This window comes from Bacillus cereus group sp. Bce019 (genome assembly GCF_051781745.1).
In the GTDB taxonomy this organism is placed as follows: domain Bacteria; phylum Bacillota; class Bacilli; order Bacillales; family Bacillaceae_G; genus Bacillus_A; species Bacillus_A cereus.
In genome coordinates, this window is the sequence record NZ_JBPWJX010000017.1 from 31,208 (window position 1) to 47,729 (window position 16,522).

Here is a 16,522-nt window from a genome sequence, read left to right on the forward strand (position 1 = left end):
TTGAAAAAATAAGGTAACTACTCAGCTATACATTTCATTTAGAAGTTTGGTAAGGAGTATAATTCCAGTCATGAAGATAAAAATGGACCTATACCTCGCTGCCTTTCTTTGTTTTATTTCTTATGATGGCAAGTGTTTTAACGGGGCTTGCTGTACGTCTTGCTTTTGAACGTCGACAGTAAAAGCCTCTTTACCTTCAGTTTCTATAATATAACCTAATAAATATTAATATAATTTATGTATAGTAGATATTAACCTTATAAAATAAGGGGGGAATATTATGACTGAGACAAATGAATCTTCAGGAGTCAATTTGAAAAAAGATATGAAGTTTTCTATTATAATTCCTGCACACAATGAAGAAAAGTACATTAGAAAATGTTTAGATTCAATTGCAAAGGCATCAGAGGCATATAAAGAGCAAACGGAAGTTATAGTTGTTTTAAATCGTTGCACAGATAAAACAGAGGAAATAGCAAAATCTTATAATTGTGTTACATTGAAAAATAATGATAAAAACTTATCTAAAATCCGGAATGCAGGGGCAAAAATAGCTAGTGGAGAAATAATCGTCACTATAGACGCTGATACGATAATGACAGAGTCTATGTTGTCTAATGTAGATAAATATTTAACTTCAGGTAAATACATTGGTGGTGGAGTAAATGGGAAGTTTGAAAGAATATCTTTAGGAATATTTCTCTCCGCAATGCTAATAATAATCCCCTTACTTTTTAAGTACGGAGCTATATCTGTAGGGATTTTTTGGTGCTATAGAAAAGACTTTATGGCAATCAACGGATTTAATGAAAACATGCTTATGGCAGAAGATGCAGATTTCGCTAAACGGTTAAAAGAATGGGGAAAGAAAAAAAATAAGAAATTCGGTACTATTAAAAATGGAATGATAACTTCATGCAGAAGATTTGATACATATGGAGACTGGACTTTACTTAAAAATCCAAAAGTAATATTAGCTTATCTAAAAGGAAATGATAGAAAATACGCAGATAAGACATATTATGATAACCAAGAAAGATAAAAATGGAGAAAAGCGGCAGAGGATAGCTAGTACTTTTTTAGATATAATGAGAATCCAACTTAATTTAATAGATATTATAAGAAAACCATCAATTTGATGGTTTTTATTTTTGAAATAAATATGTATTTTTTTATAAAAATATTTTTTGACCCCCATAAAACTTTGTACTCCTCCGAATATGTATAGTGAAGAAAATAAATAGAAGAAAAATGGCTATGAAAGAATATAAAAATATTAATAAAATTACTAGATTAAGTGGGCATCCAAAATAAAAGGATGAAATTACCAATGGTATAGAGGAGAGTTATTCAAGGATTGCAGATAAAATAGAAAAAGAATAAACAAAACGAACGGTAGAAAATAAGAAAGTAGATAAAAATAAAAACTTAACTTCAGTGCCGAGAGAAAAGGAAAATTATTAAGAAAATGTTGGAAAAAGTTAGAATCGAAAAATATAACTGACAGCAAGAAAACAAGACCGAAGAAAAGTACCAAGAAAATCTGGTTAAATGGTCACTTGTGTAGTGGCCATTTTGCTATTTGAAGGAGGCTGGGAGATTACAAGTGTTGAGTTTAGTAATGAAGATCTTAAGAAAACCGAAAATAGAAGATATCGTATGTAACATACAAAACAACGAAGAAGATAAAGAAGCATTTATCGTACAGTATCAGCCTTTTATTAGAAAATCAATTTCATCTGTCTGCCGCCGATATATTACAGAACAGGATGATGAATATAGCATTGGATTGTTTGCGTTTAACGAAGCAATTGAACAGTATTCATATACAAAAGGAAAATCCTTTTTAGCGTTTGCTGATCTTCTTATAAAAAGAGATGTAATTGACTATATACGTAAGGAGTCTAAACATAACTTTGTCTTTTTAAAAGAAGATGAGCAAGAGGAAATGTTAGAAATGCAAGTGTCGCTTACGGAGTATATGAAAGAGATGGAAAATAGTAACCGTAAGGAGGAAATTCTTCATTTTCAAAGTGTGCTAGCTGAGTTTAAAATCACATTCTCAGAGCTTGCTAAAGAATCTCCTAAGCATCGTGATACGCGTGAGCACTTAATTGAAATTGTGAAAATTATTATAAAAGAAGAGGAAATGATGGAAGAGCTGTTCCGAAAGAAAAAGTTACCGCTTAAACATATTGAACCGCGTGTTAGGGTAAGTCGCAAAACATTGGAGCGTCATAGAAAATATATCATTGCAATGTGTATTATCTTTGCAAACAACTATACATATATTCTTGATTATATAAGGGGAGGGAAGCATGATGAATAAAGGAATTGTGATGGATATAAAAAAGCATAGCGTAGTTGTTTTAACACCAAATGGAGAGTTTATTACGTGTAAAAGAAAGGGGGATTCTTGCATAATTGGGGAGGAAATCTCATTTGATGAGCAAGAACAAAAAGCATCGTATTTTTCGATCCCTTCCTTTTTAAAGCCTGCATCAATACTTGTTGCTTGTTTTCTATTTGCAGTGTTGTTTTTCTACAACCAACCAGAAGAAAAAGTATTTGCTTACGTCTCAGTTGATATAAATCCAAGTTTAGAGGTGAGCGTAACAAAGGATTTTCGTGTTATAGATTTGCAGGCTTGTAATGATGATGGAAGGCGTATTTTAAAAGAATTGAAGCAATGGGAAAATAAACAATTGCAAGAAGTAATACGTACTATTATAAAGCAAAGTCAAGAGGATAAGTATTTAACGAAAGATAAGCAAGTTATGCTAACAGCAGTTGCAAAGGACAAGGCACTAGAACCACTTTTGGAAAAGGCAATGAAAGAATTAAAGAAAGAATATGAGCTAAAACATATTACAGTTGAATATCAAAGTAGCACAATGCAAGTACGAGAGAATGCTAGAAAAGCTGGAATTGGCACAGGTGTCTATATAAAGCAAGAGAATGAGAAGAACAAATCACTTACGCCTCCTGCCACCCCGTCTAATCCGGTAGAAAACGAAGAAGAGGTGCAATCACAACCGGAGTTATCTCCTGATGCACCACTGGATTTGTCTCCTGTAAAAGAAAAAAAATATGAAAAGCAAGAGCAGAAAGAACAAAAGAAAACAGAGGAACAGCCATCGAAGCAAATAAAAGAAAACAATGGAAGAGGATCTCAGCAAGAAAATAGAGGGAATCAACAGGAGAATAACAGTAGAAAATCTCAACAAGGAAATAATGGGAATCAGCAAGGGAATAATGGAAGAGAATCTCAACAAGGGAATAATGGAAATGGGCAAGGGAACAACGGAAGAGGATCACAACAAGGGAATAATGGAAATGGGCAAGGGAACAACGGAAGAGGATCTCAACAAGGAAATAATGGGAATCAGCAAGGGAACAACGGAAGAGGATCACAACAGGGAAATAACGGAAACGAGCAAGAGAACAATGGAAGAGGATCTCAACAAGGAAATAATGGAAATGGGCAAGGGAACAATGGAAGAAATCCTCAACAAGGAAATAATGGGAATCAGCAAGGGAACAATGGAAGAGGATCCCAGAAAGAAAATGACGGAAACGAGCAAGGGAACAACGGTAGGGGGTCTCAACAAGAAAATAGAGGCCACCAGCAAGGGAATGAAAAGAAGAATCAATAGAATATGGAAGTGAGAGATTCATTTCAAAGCTAAAAGGATTTCTCTCGCTATTGTGGGCAGTAAAACTCCCATCTCAAAATTTGGCTGGAGCAAAGAAGTTAGGTGGGAGTCGGGCTGCTTGTAAATGCCCAATTGGTGAGGGCAGATTAAAGTTGCACTTTATTATTTTATAGTTCTATTAAGAAGGAGTATGTGAAAAATATAATGGAGAAAAACATTCAACAAGAGAAAGATAAAGAAAAACCTGTTTTTTATGATCCGAAAGGAAGGAGAAACATAGCCTTTATTTCGTTTCTATGTATCTCAATAGTTAGTGTAGGTGTTGTATTTTATTTTTTCTTTCAAAGTATTTTTTCAACGCCAGAAATTCCAAATATGAATACCGCTGTACAACAAGATACTAAACTTGTACCAATTAATCAAAAACTTAGTGATCAGCAGTTAAAGAAGGAAGAATTTAACCCAAATACCGAAACGAAGGATAATAAAAATTTGGTGAATCCGCCGAAGGATAGTAAACAACCTAAAGAAGTGTATGGTTTTTATGTAAACTGGGATGAAAATAGTACCGCTTCTTTAAAAGAAAATATCGATTCCTTAACTACGTTAGTACCAGAGTGGTATCATTTAAAAGCAGATTTAACGATTAGAAGTGAGATCAAACCTGAGATAGTAAAGTTGGCAGAAAAAAATCAAGTGAAGATTATGCCTTTGCTTACTAACTATACTGAGGAAGCTTCTGGTCCTGATAGTGGGCTAATTCATAAGTTACTGAATTCCTCAAATGATGTAAAGACAAAGTTTATTAATGATTTAGTAAGCCAAGTTAAAAAGAATCATTTTTCAGGAATTAATATTGACTTTGAGGCCGTACCTGAAAGTGATAGAGAAAACTTAACAAATTTTATGAAAGAACTTACTACGGAATTTCATCAACATGATTTGCTCGTTACACAAGATGTTCCAGCTAATGATAAGGCTTTTGATTATAGTGCGTTAGCAAAAATAATAGATCGAATAATTGTAATGATGTACGATGAGCACTATGGAGCCGGGGAACCAGGACCAATTGCTTCAAATAAGTGGTTCCAACATACATTAAAAGAACTGAATATTCCGTCTAATAAGCTTATAGTTGCTTTCGGTAACTATGGATATGATTGGGAAGTGAATAGTAAAGAACCAGCGAAATCATTAACTTTTTCAGAAGTTATGGCAATGGCTCAAGGTTCAAATATGAAAATTCAATGGGATAAGAGTAGTGGAAATCCTTATTTTAGATATAAAACAGGAGAGAAAGAACATACTGCTTGGTTCTTAGATGGCGTTACTCTCTATAATCAAGTGAAAATCGCAATGGACAATAATGCAAAGGGATTTGCATTATGGAGACTAGGAGCAGAAGACCCTACAATATGGAAAGTTTTAAAAAATCCTATTGAGGTACAAAAAAATCCTAATGTATTACATAAAATCAATAGTTTAGATGAAGTAAATTATTCTGGACAAGGTGAAATTTTACAGATTGAGAATGAAAGAAAAAATGGATTGAGAGATTTTAAAGTAGGCAAAGATGGTTATATTACAGATGAAGTATATCAATCCTTACCATCTGCATATGAAGTGCAACGATATGGAAAACCAAATGGGAAACAAGTAGTATTAACATTTGATGATGGACCAGACCCGAAATATACGCCAAAAATTTTAGATATATTAAAAGAGAATCAAATAAAAGCTGCTTTTTTTGTACTTGGTGAAAACGCACAACTAAATACTAGTATTGTAAAAAGAATATATGATGAAGGGCATGAAATTGGCAATCATACTTTCAAGCATCCTAACATAGCTGATACGTCTTTACTACGAACGAAAGTAGAACTTAATACGACGCAACGTTTAATTCAGGAAGTAACTGGACATTCTACGGTTTTATTTAGACCGCCATATGAAGCGGATGCTAACCCGGATTCATCAAATGAAATATTGCCTATTTTACGTGCACAAAATATGAACTATACAATGGTAGCAGAAAAAGTTGACCCCGAAGACTGGGCAACACCATCAACAAATGAATTAGTAAGACGTGCTCTTAATCCGATTTATAAGGGAGAGGGAAATATTATTCTTCTCCATGATGCGGGAGGGAATCGTACCCATACAGTAGAGGCGCTTCCGATCATTATTAAAGATTTAAAAAAACATGGATATAGTTTTGTAACAATTTCAGATTTAATGAATAAAGAACGAGATGAAATTATGCCTCCTGTTTCTTCTGAGGGGAAGCAATATTTACTTTACAATAAAGCTGTCTTTTCAGGAACTGGATATTTTAAGCATATATTAACTACTATTTTTTATATTGCTATTGGATTAGGGATTTTTCGATTTTTATTCTTAATTTATTTTGCATGGAAGCAGAAAAGAAAAACGTTATCTCGCTATATTAATTCGTCCTATCAACCTTTTGTTAGTGTTGTCATAGCAGCATATAATGAAGAAAAGGTGATAGCTAAGACGATTCACTCAATTTTGGATAGTAATTATAGAGAATTTGAAGTCATTGTTGTGGATGACGGATCGACAGATGGTACGTCAAAAGTAATGCAAGAAACATTTTATAAACACCCTAAAGTTCGTTTCATTCAGAAAGAAAACGGTGGGAAATCATCGGCAATGAACCTAGGGTTTCAACAATCGCGAGGAGAAATCATTGTCACTTTAGATGCGGATACTATTATTGCGCAAGACGCCATTTCTCTGATGGTTAGACACTTTGAAGATCAAAATGTAGCTGCAGTTTCAGGTAATGTCAAAGTGGGGAATAGACGGAATTTGTTAACTATTTGGCAACATGTTGAGTATATTACAGGGTTTAATTTAGAACGTAGAGCTTTTGATGAGTTAAATTGTATTACAGTAGTTCCAGGAGCTATTGGGGCGTGGCGCAAGAAGAATGTAGTTGAATCTGGATATTTAAGCGAAGATACATTAGCAGAAGATACAGATCTTACTATTACATTTTTACGTCAAGGACATAGAATTGTATATGAAGAAAAAGCATATGCTTTTACGGAGTCACCTGAAGATGTGAAAAGTCTCATTAAACAGCGATATCGTTGGTCATATGGTACACTTCAATGTCTTTGGAAACATCGAAAAGCGTTGTGTAATTCAAAACATAAAACATTAGGGTTTATTGCACTGCCTAACATGTGGTTATTCCAATATGTTCTGCAATTCATTGCTCCTTTTGCAGATATATTAATGATTATGGGGTTATTTAGTAGTGATCCACTAAAAGTTTTAGGATTTTATTTTGTATTCTTTTTAATGGATCTTCTCGCTTCTCTGTTCGCATTTAAATTAGAGGAAGAGAACCCAAAACCATTGGCATGGTTAATTTTACAACGTTTTATTTACCGTCAATTTATGACTTATGTTGTCATTAAATCTATATTCTCATCGCTTCGAGGAGTAGCGGTAGGGTGGAATAAACTAAAGAGACTGGGGAGTGTTAAACATTCCACGGAACATAAGGAGGCATCATAAAAGAGCAGACTATCTGCTCTTTTTTTCATTGATTTTAGTTAGTTGAATGTAGAGTTGTAGCATAAAAACTGCTGCTTCTATAACGAGATTCCTATTCATCATTAATAGTGAGACATTATGTTAAGCTAATCTTTTAGTTTCGGATTAAAGTTTTTTTTATTTTTTTAAAATGACGGACACAAAAACGCATATACCTTCGAATTATATATATGGATAACATAAATATGTATATAAAAGGGGAGAAATAAGATGAAAGAACAAAAAGAAATGTTTCATGAAATCGCTGAGGTGTTAAAGGTATTGGCCCATCCTGTTCGTTTATCATTAGTAAAAATAATGCTTGCAAAAGGTCCTACTAATGTAACAACAATGTATGGTGATTTGGAAATGCCTCAAAGTACAATTAGTCAACATTTATCTAAACTAAAAGCTGCTAAAATGGTTACAGGTACTCGAAAAGGATTAGAAATTTATTATGAAGTAACTGACAATCGCACAAAATCAATATTAGCATGTTTAGTTTAAATGATGACTTCTAGACGTCAAAATTAAGAAGAGGATAGGAAAGCAATTCTATGGAGAGAATTTTTAAGGTTTTTACACAAGTGAAGATCTGAAGTAAAGTTCCTTAATAAATAAAATAGTTGTTAGAATATATGGTATAAAACGGAATTTTTATACCATATTTTTTTAATATCTGTAATGAAAGGAAGAATGTTTTGGTTTCAATTTATACACTATCTTTATAAATTTTGATTACCTTAAACGTTTGACAAACTAGCAATAGGTCTGGAGTCAAAGTAAGTCCACACAGGCTTAATTCCTAAGTGGAAAGATTAACATGCTCAATATGCAAAAAAATATAACTTAAATCCTCTGCATCCTAGATTTTGCAAAATTACTTGTTACCTTATTTATTAAAAAATCAATTAAGGAACTATTTAGTGAAAATAAATTGTTCAGTTAAAGGTGCATTTTATAGAATGTAAGGAAAGGTCTCAATTTCAGTAGATACGTGGATTCGCATACTGATAGAATAAGCGAAAATATAATAAAGGTGGAATGAATTTGAGAAAAAGGTTAGGATGCTTACATGCCCATTATTCAAATATAGAATATATAGAAAAGGCACTTACCTCATTTAACATTGAATTAATCCATTTTGTTGACCCGGCATTAATGTATCAGATTACATCCAATGAAAAATTTCAAGAATCAGATGCTCAATTTAAAGCTAAAGAGCAAATAGAATGGATTGCTCAATGTAATGTTGATGCTATCCTTATTACTTGTACAAATTATATTGCGATTTTACATGAAGACCAAGACTCAATATCAGTGCCAATTATTAAAATTGATGTACCTTTCTTTGATTACATATGCAATATACAGCAACCTCAGACAATTGTTTTTACAAATCCTGCAACTGTTGAAGGCACAGTAGAACGTCTTAAACATCATGCTAATAGCCTTCAAAAATCTTTAGATTTAGAGGTCATTGTCATAAATAGTGTTTTTGAATTGATAATGAAAGGACTAAAAAAAGAATACAACCAAGAAGTTACAAAGTTCTTAAATCAAATTATTAAAGATGAAAAGAAATTTATCTCTGTTGCTCAATTATCTATGGTTGATGCATCTAAGCAAGTTGAGTATAAAACATCTAAGACTATTATTACTCCATTGAATACATTGGTATCTTACATTGTTAATAAATTAAAATTAGAGAAGAAAAATTAGTGGTAGAAGACAGGGGATTTGGAATTATGTATGGCTTTCTATCAATTTTCCTAGGGTTAGGTACTGTTATCCTATATAATGTTTGGACACTTAATTGGCAGGGACTCATTACACTTATTGCATGGCTCGCACTATTAAAAGGGATTTATGTAATTGCATATCCTGAACCATCCAAGAAAACCAATTTTGAAGTAAGGGTACTATCTACTCGTATAATGCTTGCTATCCTTGGTGCTTTATCTTTATGGATGCTTATATTACTTTATATGAAATAGAGACAAATATTTTTGAACATGAGAGTATATAGGTGTTTTTTTGGTAGTCCTTCGGAACAGAATTTTATAGTTAATTGTAAATTTAGTGTTTCTTCCTTTGTAGACATGTTTTTATAAATAGTGAGATGTGCAAAACAAAAAGAATCCTAAATAAATAGGATTCTTCTCGTTTTATAAAAATGAATTTATCTTGTATCACTAATACAATTAATAATTATTTTTCCGGACTATTCGCATTTATCTATCTTGGTATATTCAATGGCGGCTATGTGACCATCTGGTCGAATCAAAACGGTATCTATATTTTTTAACTTGGAATCTTGTATTTCTCCTACAACTACCTTTATGTGTGAATCAATATTCATTTTATTTATCTTATCTATATAAGAAGGGTGTATTAATAAAATAAATTTACCATCTGTCATTAATTCAAAGAGTTTACAACTTTTCTTGTTTTGAGAGAAAATAGTGAGATTTGTACATCTTTTTCCTATTAATGGATGACTTTCTGGGTTGTTTATTGACGAATACATAACCCCTAAACCACTTACTCTTTCAGCTAAATCTTTATTTATCTCGGGGTATGTAAGTAAGTACGAAAATAACTCTCTTAATTCCATTCCTGCTTTTGAAAAGTTTATCATTAATTGTTCTTGCGCTTGTACTTCTTTGAAAAATTGTTTTCCCACAGCATGTCGTTCAATATGATAACTTTCCAATAGGCTTTCATATTTTGTCTGTTTTATTGCGAGCCCTAATTTCCAACCTATATTAAAAGCATCTTGTAAACCTACATTCAAACCTTGTCCTCCAGCAGGGAAATGAATATGTGCTGCATCCCCTGCTAAGAATACACGCTTATGTTGATAAGTATTTGCTAGTTTGGTTGCGTTCCCAAAGCGAGAAAGCCATATTGTGCTCTTAATTTGAATATGTTCACCTGTAATACTATAAATACTATCTATGAATTCCTTTTCTGTAACAGCAACATGAACGGGTATTGCCTGATTCTTAGGATCAACAATGGCAAAACGAAATAAATTAGGTTCAATAGGCACCATCATTAATGTCCCATTTATATTAGAAGTAGATAAAAATGGAGTATCTGGTATATCTTCTAATATAACATCACCTAATATAGCAGTAGTTGTTGTGTTTGTTCCATTAAACGGTATATTTGATAATTCACGAACCATGCTTCTTGCGCCATCAGCTCCTACTACATATGAAACTTCTATTTTATATATTGTTTCTCTTTGTTCTATTTCTAGTTGTATGAATGTTTCATACTGTTTTAAGTCTTTCAGAGTATGCCCACGTTTAATGTCTACACCTAATTCTAATGCACGTTCTTCTAATATTTCTTCTGTAATAGATTGGGGAATAAAAAGTGTATATGGAAAGTCGGTATCTAAATTTCTAAAGTTTAATCTTGTATCTAAGGCAGCAAAATGACTTGTATCTAATTTCTTTCCTCTAGATAAAAATCGATCTTCAATGCCTCTCATAGCCATCAATTCTAGTGAGCGGGGGTGTAGCGTTAGTGCTCTAGAATTTCGTATGCGATCCACTCTTCTCTCCAAAACGACAACGTTTATACCTTGAATAGCTAGTTCACATGCTGTCATAAGGCCAACTGGACCTCCACCAATTACTGCTACATCATAATAGTTTTCCATGCTATGCCCTCCATTTATTTAAGTGATTAAGAGCTAATGCGACAAAATGTAAATAGATTTATAAATGATATCTATTGTACGTATATAATTATACTTCACTTTAGTTTCCTTGGAAACTAAAGTGAAGTTCCTGAGAAGAGTTTTCATAGTAAGGGTGTAGTTAATGCGATATAGCGTGTATGCAGCAGTAGCTATTGGATAGCTTTCATAATTGATATGTAATAGCATTTGCATTAAAGACTTGTACTATTGGTGCTAAAAATACTACTGCTGTAGTTTCTTGTGGGAGTTGTAAAGGCCTTTCCACTATTCGTAGTTTTACTAAAGTAGTAGTGGTTTTAACTTGACTTCAAATAATTCGCTTTCAATTTCATTAAGTGCATACATTGATACAGGGTATGAAGAGGTATTAGATAAGACTTTTGATGAAAGAAGTTCCCCTGATGATGAGTAAAATGTAACAAACACTTGTGAAAATGGAGGGACCATAATGATTACACGGTCAGTTTTTTGTAACGTATTAACCAACTCCAAAATAATATAGTTTTATAAAAATTAAAAAAATTAGATAAATATAAAGATATTATTATGGGTGCTTTTCCAATAGTGAATTAATAAACTCTTTATTTCATTTTAAACAATCTAAGAGCACACATATATGCGTGCTCTTAGATTAGAAAGGTAGTTTTCTATGGGTAGGGAGTCCCCATAGAATAAAATATGCTTGTCCAATTTAAATGTGAGAAGTTTTTTAATAAAAATGCTATTTGGTAAGTCTATGTAAAAAATCGCCTTGTACAGGCACTTTTTGCAAAGTATTTTGTCTACTGTCGTGATTTTTAAAAAGCGATGAAAGCTGTTATCCGATTTATAAAACTAGGCAGTAAGCTCCCCAAAAAGAAACTCTATCGACCAGTTACTAGGGTGACAGTTAAGAAAAAGAGTGGAACTAAAATAATTATTATTAAAGAAGTTCCTTTATATGAAGTGAGTCCTTAAAATAGAGCACATATCAAACCACTTATTCCCTACATTCATAGGGAGGATATTTTAAAAGATTAGCGGTGATCAATGTGTAGTGTAAAATATAGGGAGGGGGTTTTACTATGACTATGAGATAGCCTGTATTTTCCTAGGTATAATAAAACCGCACCTCAAATTGTTAATTATCTGTCTAAAAACTTGAGTGCGGTTCAATCAATAAAAAAGTGTCTGAATTAAAAATTAGGTGAACAGTACAGGATACTTTTGTTATAAAGAGTATTTATAGATGAAAGTTATTAATTTTTACTTCTGAAAGATTTGGGATTCTAAATTACGAGCTATTGGAGTATCTCTATTATAAAATTTCAGTAGAAATATTAAACTACTAATATGAATGTAGAAAATTTAAAAAAGACGGCAATGTTCTGTTAGTCATTTAATCTTTTGAGCTGATGACCTTTTCCCCATTCAAATAGTTCATTCATAATTTCCATTAAAGATTTTCCGTGCTCACTTAGTGTGTACTCAACCTTTGGTGGTACTTCTTGATATACAGTACGATGGATAATCCCATCTGCTTCAAGTTGCCGAAGTTGTTGTGTAAGTACTTTTTGTGTAAGGTTTGGAATTTCTCGTTTAATTTCATTTGTTCGCATTTTTCCATCCATTAAAACACATAAAATATAAACTTTCCATTTTCCGCCGATTACATCGAGTGTCGTTGCAATTGGGCAGTTATCATTTTGATTCATATAACACCTCCAAAGGTACCTCAAGGTTCCTATAGCACCTGAAAGTACGTACTTTTCAATTATATGTAATGCATTCATACTAATACGTAAAGGATTGATTCATTTATAAAGGGGATGGAAAATGATGAGAACACTTGTAATTGTAGCACACCCTCATATTGAAAAATCAAAAATTAATAAAAGATGGATAGAAGAACTTGAGAAACATGGGGATGAAATTATGGTGCATGAATTATATAAGGTGGCACCGAATTGGGAGTTTAATATTGAAGAAGAGCAAAAGTTATTAGTAGAACATGACAGATATATATTCCAATTTCCGCTTTACTGGTACAGTTCACCACCATTATTGAAAAAATGGTTTGACGATGTATTAACATATGGATTCGCGTACGGATCAAAAGGAGATAAAGTGAAAGGGAAAGAATTTGGTGTAGCTATTTCTATAGGTGGATTAGAAAAAGATTATAACAATAGTGGAATTACGATGGATGAGTTGACGAAACCATTTCAAGCTACATGCCTATATACAGGTATGGAATTTATACCGTCATTTTATTTATATGGTGCCGAATATAAATTAAGTGATGAAGAGATTAATAAAAGTGCACCTGAGTATGTGCAATATGTAATGAACAAGAAGTATTCTAATATATAATGAAAAATAGCCATTTACTTGTGAAGTAAATGGTTATTTTATATTCTTCTTATATTCACTAAGTGTAATCTTTAGTAAATTAATAGTTAATCTGGTAAAATAAAAAACCTAACATATATAAAGGGGAGTTTTACTTGAGAACGATGCAAAAATTATTACAAAAAAGAGCAATGCAATCACCAAATTTGGAAGCGCTTGTAGGGGGGAAGAAAAGATATTCGTTTCAGCAATATAATGAACGAGTAAATCAGCTTGCACATTATTTGTTACATAATGGTGTGCAAAGAGGAGATCGTATAGGAATACTATGCAAAAATAATCACCCATTTCCAAGCGTTATGATGGCAAGTTTAAAAATTGGAGCGGTATTTATTCCGCTAAATCATCAGCTTACTGTATATGAATTAGAAACGATTGTAAAAGAAGCGAAATTAAAAGTGTTAGTTATTGATGAAGAATTTAGTGAAGTGTTATTAAATGTTGATGCTGTTAAAGAAATTCCTTATGTAATTCAAACGACAAAAGAAGGTTTTGGTTCATTTGAGTTAGAGTTGCAAAAACAGCCAACGACAGAACCGAACGTAGAAGTTCATGAAGAAGACGACGCCATTTACTTATTTACTTCAGGAACGACTGGACAGGCGAAAGCATGTGTAATTGGACATAAAAACTTACATCACTATTTTGCTGAAATTGCGGGACAAAGAGAAATCCCAGCAGGTGAACGCTTTTTATCTGTGCATCCATTGTTTCATATGAGTGGCGTGCTTTCTATTTTAAATTGTATTTATCATGGCGTTACGATGATTTTCTTAGCTGATTCGAATCCTACTCTTATTTGGGATAAGATTGAAGAAGAGAAAATTACTACAATGCTTGCTTTCCCAGCCGTTTATAGCTACATGCTTGATGAATTAAATAAAAAAGAACGTAACATTTCAACCTTTAAAGTAGCACAAAGCGGTGGTACAAAAGTGCCAGAAACACTCATTCAAAAATATATGGAAAAAGGCATATATATGGTGCAAGGCTATGGTAGTACAGAAGGTTGGGTTGTAACTTCATGGCATCCAATGATGGGAAAAGAAAAGATGTCTTCTGTAGGAAAAGCCTTGAAAAATGTAGAGGTGAAAATTGTTCATCCAGAAACAGGACATGAACTAACAACAAATGAAGTTGGAGAGATTCATGTGAAAAGTCCATACATGTTTAAAGGATATTGGAATAATGAAAAGGCGACAAAGAAGGTAGTAAAAGATAACTGGTTTAACATGGGTGATGCTGGCATGATAGATGACGATGGATTCCTGCATATTATGGGAAGATATAAAGACGTTATTATACGCGGTGGTGACAATGTATATCCAGATCAAGTAGAAGATGTTATTCATGAAATACATGGTGTTTTAGAAGTTGCAGTAGTTGGAGTTCCAGATGACTTTTGGGGAGAGGTTCCAAGAGCTTACATTGTGAAGGATGGCGAAACAACATTAACAGAAGAAAGTATTCTTCAGTATTGCAAAGAGAAATTAGCAAGTTATAAAATACCAGAAGTAGTATTCATAGATGAGTTACCGAAAAACGCTTTAGGAAAAGTGTTGAAGAGGGAATTAAGAGATGCAGTTCTTGTGAAATAGAAAATTATGAAACGATGGATAACCCAGTTATGTATAAAGCATGACTGGGTTTTTATGTATCAAAAACATAATGATTTACTAGATTTTGTATTTTGTGTAAGATAATAAAGAAAATTCAATTAATGTTTCGAGGGATGAAATTAAATGAAGCTATCGTTATTAGAAGTAGAGAAGGATAGACTCATTATCCGTCCATTTCAAAAAGCTGATTATGAAAGTTGGTTAGATCGATTTTCTTATTTATTATAAAAATAAAGAAATGGACAAATAAGGAGAAAAGAAAATGAAGACTATAAACGTATTTCATTACGACGCATTTACGAATAAACCAAATAAGGGAAATCCAGCAGGTATTGCATTAGAAGCAGATGGATTAACGGAAGAGGAAATGCAAATTATTGCTAAAAAAGTTGGATATAACGAAACAACTTTTGTTCTTTCCTCAGAAGTAGGAGATATAAGAATGCGCTATTTTACACCTAGTTTTGAAATGGATTTATGTGGTCATGGGACAGTAGGGACGATATATGCCTTGCGCGAAAAAGGTTTATTAGAAGAGAAAAGTAACCTTACGATTGAAACGAAGGCTGGGATTTTACCGATACAAATAGGTGTAAATGAAAGTGGAGAAACCTTTATTAAAATGAGACAGGCAGCACCTCAGTTTAAAGAATTTACAGGTTCAAAAGAAGAATTAGCTCATAGTATCGGTTTAGAAGTAAATGATTTAGATGTAAGTTTACCGATTGTATATGGAAGTACTGGTAATTGGACTGTAATTGTACCGATTAAAAATCTTAATGCATGCGAGAGAATGAAACCTAATAATGCTGCATTTCCATCAGTATTAAAAGAAATACCTAATGCTTCTATTCACCCAATTTGTCTAGAAACTTATGATGAACTAGCACAAATGCACGGCCGTCATTTTTCATCAGCTTACGCTGGGACGATTGAAGATCCAGTGACAGGAACAGCTTCAGGTGTAATGGGAGCGTATTATGCGGAGTATTTAGAGAAAGATTTTGAACATGAATTGGATTTAATCGTTGAACAAGGACAGGAAATAAATAAAGATGGTCGTGTAACTGTTTATGTAACGAAAGGGATAGAAAACGAAAAGTTACAAATAGATATTGCTGGAACAGCGGTGTATGTGAAAGAGTTTGAAGTTTCAATATAAAGTGAAACTTTAATCAGCAAGGCCCCCACCTAACTTCTTTGCTTTCGCTGAATTTTGAGGTGAGGGTCTTACTGCCCGGTGAATAGCGGGATAAAAAAGAAAGCCCGGAGTACATCCGGACTTTCTTTATCTGTTCAACACTTCAATATACGAAGCATCTCCAGTTGTTCTTAAAGTAGAGCGAAAATTGTTATTTTCTAGCGTTTTAGCGACTTGTTGTAATTGCTGTGCATCATCATGATGGATAAGTAAGCTGTCAGCACCGCTTTCTTCTATATGGATATGTTCGACATTTCCAATGGCATCATGTACAGCTTTTAAAAATTCAGGTTTCATAATGTCCTCCTATATGTATGTAACGTTTTTATTTAGTATTTCCTTATTTTTGAAATATAAAAGTAAATGA

Annotated in this window: 12 protein-coding genes and 2 pseudogenes; 11 read left to right on the plus strand and 3 right to left on the minus strand. The window is 32.9% G+C overall.

Annotation, left to right across the window (positions count from 1 at the left end):
* Positions 1 to 280: 280 nt before the first annotated feature.
* The 7 genes and pseudogenes from ACS2QP_RS20315 to ACS2QP_RS20345 all read left to right on the plus strand — a co-directional run.
* Positions 281 to 1,042 (plus strand): glycosyltransferase, encoded by a 762-nt coding sequence (locus ACS2QP_RS20315; RefSeq protein ID WP_063536970.1) that lies wholly within the window; start codon positions 281 to 283, stop codon positions 1,040 to 1,042.
* A gap of 564 nt (positions 1,043 to 1,606) precedes the next feature.
* Positions 1,607 to 2,329, plus strand: a complete 723-nt coding sequence (sigI, locus tag ACS2QP_RS20320; protein ID WP_061457510.1) for an RNA polymerase sigma factor SigI — start codon at positions 1,607 to 1,609, stop codon at positions 2,327 to 2,329.
* The gene (locus ACS2QP_RS20325) at positions 2,319 to 3,656 is read left to right on the plus strand and encodes an anti-sigma factor domain-containing protein (RefSeq protein ID WP_153582375.1); all 1,338 of its coding nucleotides are present in this window, start codon (positions 2,319 to 2,321) and stop codon (positions 3,654 to 3,656) included. The genes sigI and ACS2QP_RS20325 overlap by 11 nt, the downstream gene beginning before the upstream one ends.
* Before the next feature lie 204 nt (positions 3,657 to 3,860).
* The gene (locus tag ACS2QP_RS20330) at positions 3,861 to 7,208 is read left to right on the plus strand and encodes a glycosyltransferase (RefSeq protein WP_153582374.1); all 3,348 of its coding nucleotides are present in this window, start codon (positions 3,861 to 3,863) and stop codon (positions 7,206 to 7,208) included.
* 249 nt (positions 7,209 to 7,457) lie between these two features.
* A complete protein-coding gene (locus ACS2QP_RS20335; protein ID WP_000662959.1) occupies positions 7,458 to 7,733 on the plus strand; it encodes an ArsR/SmtB family transcription factor in 276 nt (91 codons plus the stop codon).
* Positions 7,734 to 8,270: 537 nt separating this feature from the next.
* Positions 8,271 to 8,948: a hypothetical protein gene (locus tag ACS2QP_RS20340; RefSeq protein ID WP_326263661.1), complete on the plus strand. Its 678-nt coding sequence runs from the start codon at positions 8,271 to 8,273 to the stop codon at positions 8,946 to 8,948.
* A pseudogene (locus tag ACS2QP_RS20345) lies at positions 8,939 to 9,223 on the plus strand (hypothetical protein); the annotation flags it as partial. The gene ACS2QP_RS20340 and the pseudogene ACS2QP_RS20345, both read left to right, overlap by 10 nt.
* 227 nt (positions 9,224 to 9,450) lie before the next feature.
* On the opposite strand, the gene ACS2QP_RS20350 reads toward ACS2QP_RS20345, so the two are convergent.
* Entirely contained in the window at positions 9,451 to 10,902 is a 1,452-nt protein-coding gene (locus ACS2QP_RS20350; RefSeq protein ID WP_153582724.1) for an FAD-dependent oxidoreductase, read from the minus strand.
* Between the two features lie 1,412 nt (positions 10,903 to 12,314).
* A complete protein-coding gene (locus ACS2QP_RS20355; RefSeq protein WP_001072988.1) occupies positions 12,315 to 12,638 on the minus strand; it encodes a winged helix-turn-helix transcriptional regulator in 324 nt (107 codons plus the stop codon).
* A 124-nt stretch (positions 12,639 to 12,762) separates the two neighbouring features.
* On the opposite strand from ACS2QP_RS20355, the gene ACS2QP_RS20360 reads away from it, so the two are divergent.
* The 4 genes and pseudogenes from ACS2QP_RS20360 (at position 12,763) to ACS2QP_RS20375 (ending at position 16,116) form a co-directional block, all read left to right on the plus strand.
* A complete protein-coding gene (locus tag ACS2QP_RS20360; RefSeq protein WP_002178585.1) occupies positions 12,763 to 13,296 on the plus strand; it encodes an NAD(P)H-dependent oxidoreductase in 534 nt (177 codons plus the stop codon).
* Positions 13,297 to 13,439: 143 nt separating this feature from the next.
* Complete coding sequence (locus tag ACS2QP_RS20365; RefSeq protein WP_194808018.1) at positions 13,440 to 14,933, plus strand: class I adenylate-forming enzyme family protein; 1,494 nt, start codon at positions 13,440 to 13,442, stop codon at positions 14,931 to 14,933.
* A gap of 144 nt (positions 14,934 to 15,077) precedes the next feature.
* Positions 15,078 to 15,170, plus strand: a pseudogene (locus tag ACS2QP_RS20370) (GNAT family N-acetyltransferase); the annotation flags it as partial.
* A gap of 46 nt (positions 15,171 to 15,216) precedes the next feature.
* Positions 15,217 to 16,116 (plus strand): PhzF family phenazine biosynthesis isomerase, encoded by a 900-nt coding sequence (locus tag ACS2QP_RS20375; protein ID WP_326263660.1) that lies wholly within the window; start codon positions 15,217 to 15,219, stop codon positions 16,114 to 16,116.
* 126 nt (positions 16,117 to 16,242) lie between these two features.
* On the opposite strand, the gene ACS2QP_RS20380 is transcribed toward ACS2QP_RS20375, so the two are convergent.
* Positions 16,243 to 16,452, minus strand: coding sequence for a hypothetical protein (locus ACS2QP_RS20380; RefSeq protein WP_061658406.1), 210 nt, complete (start codon positions 16,450 to 16,452; stop codon positions 16,243 to 16,245).
* Positions 16,453 to 16,522: the final 70 nt, after the last annotated feature.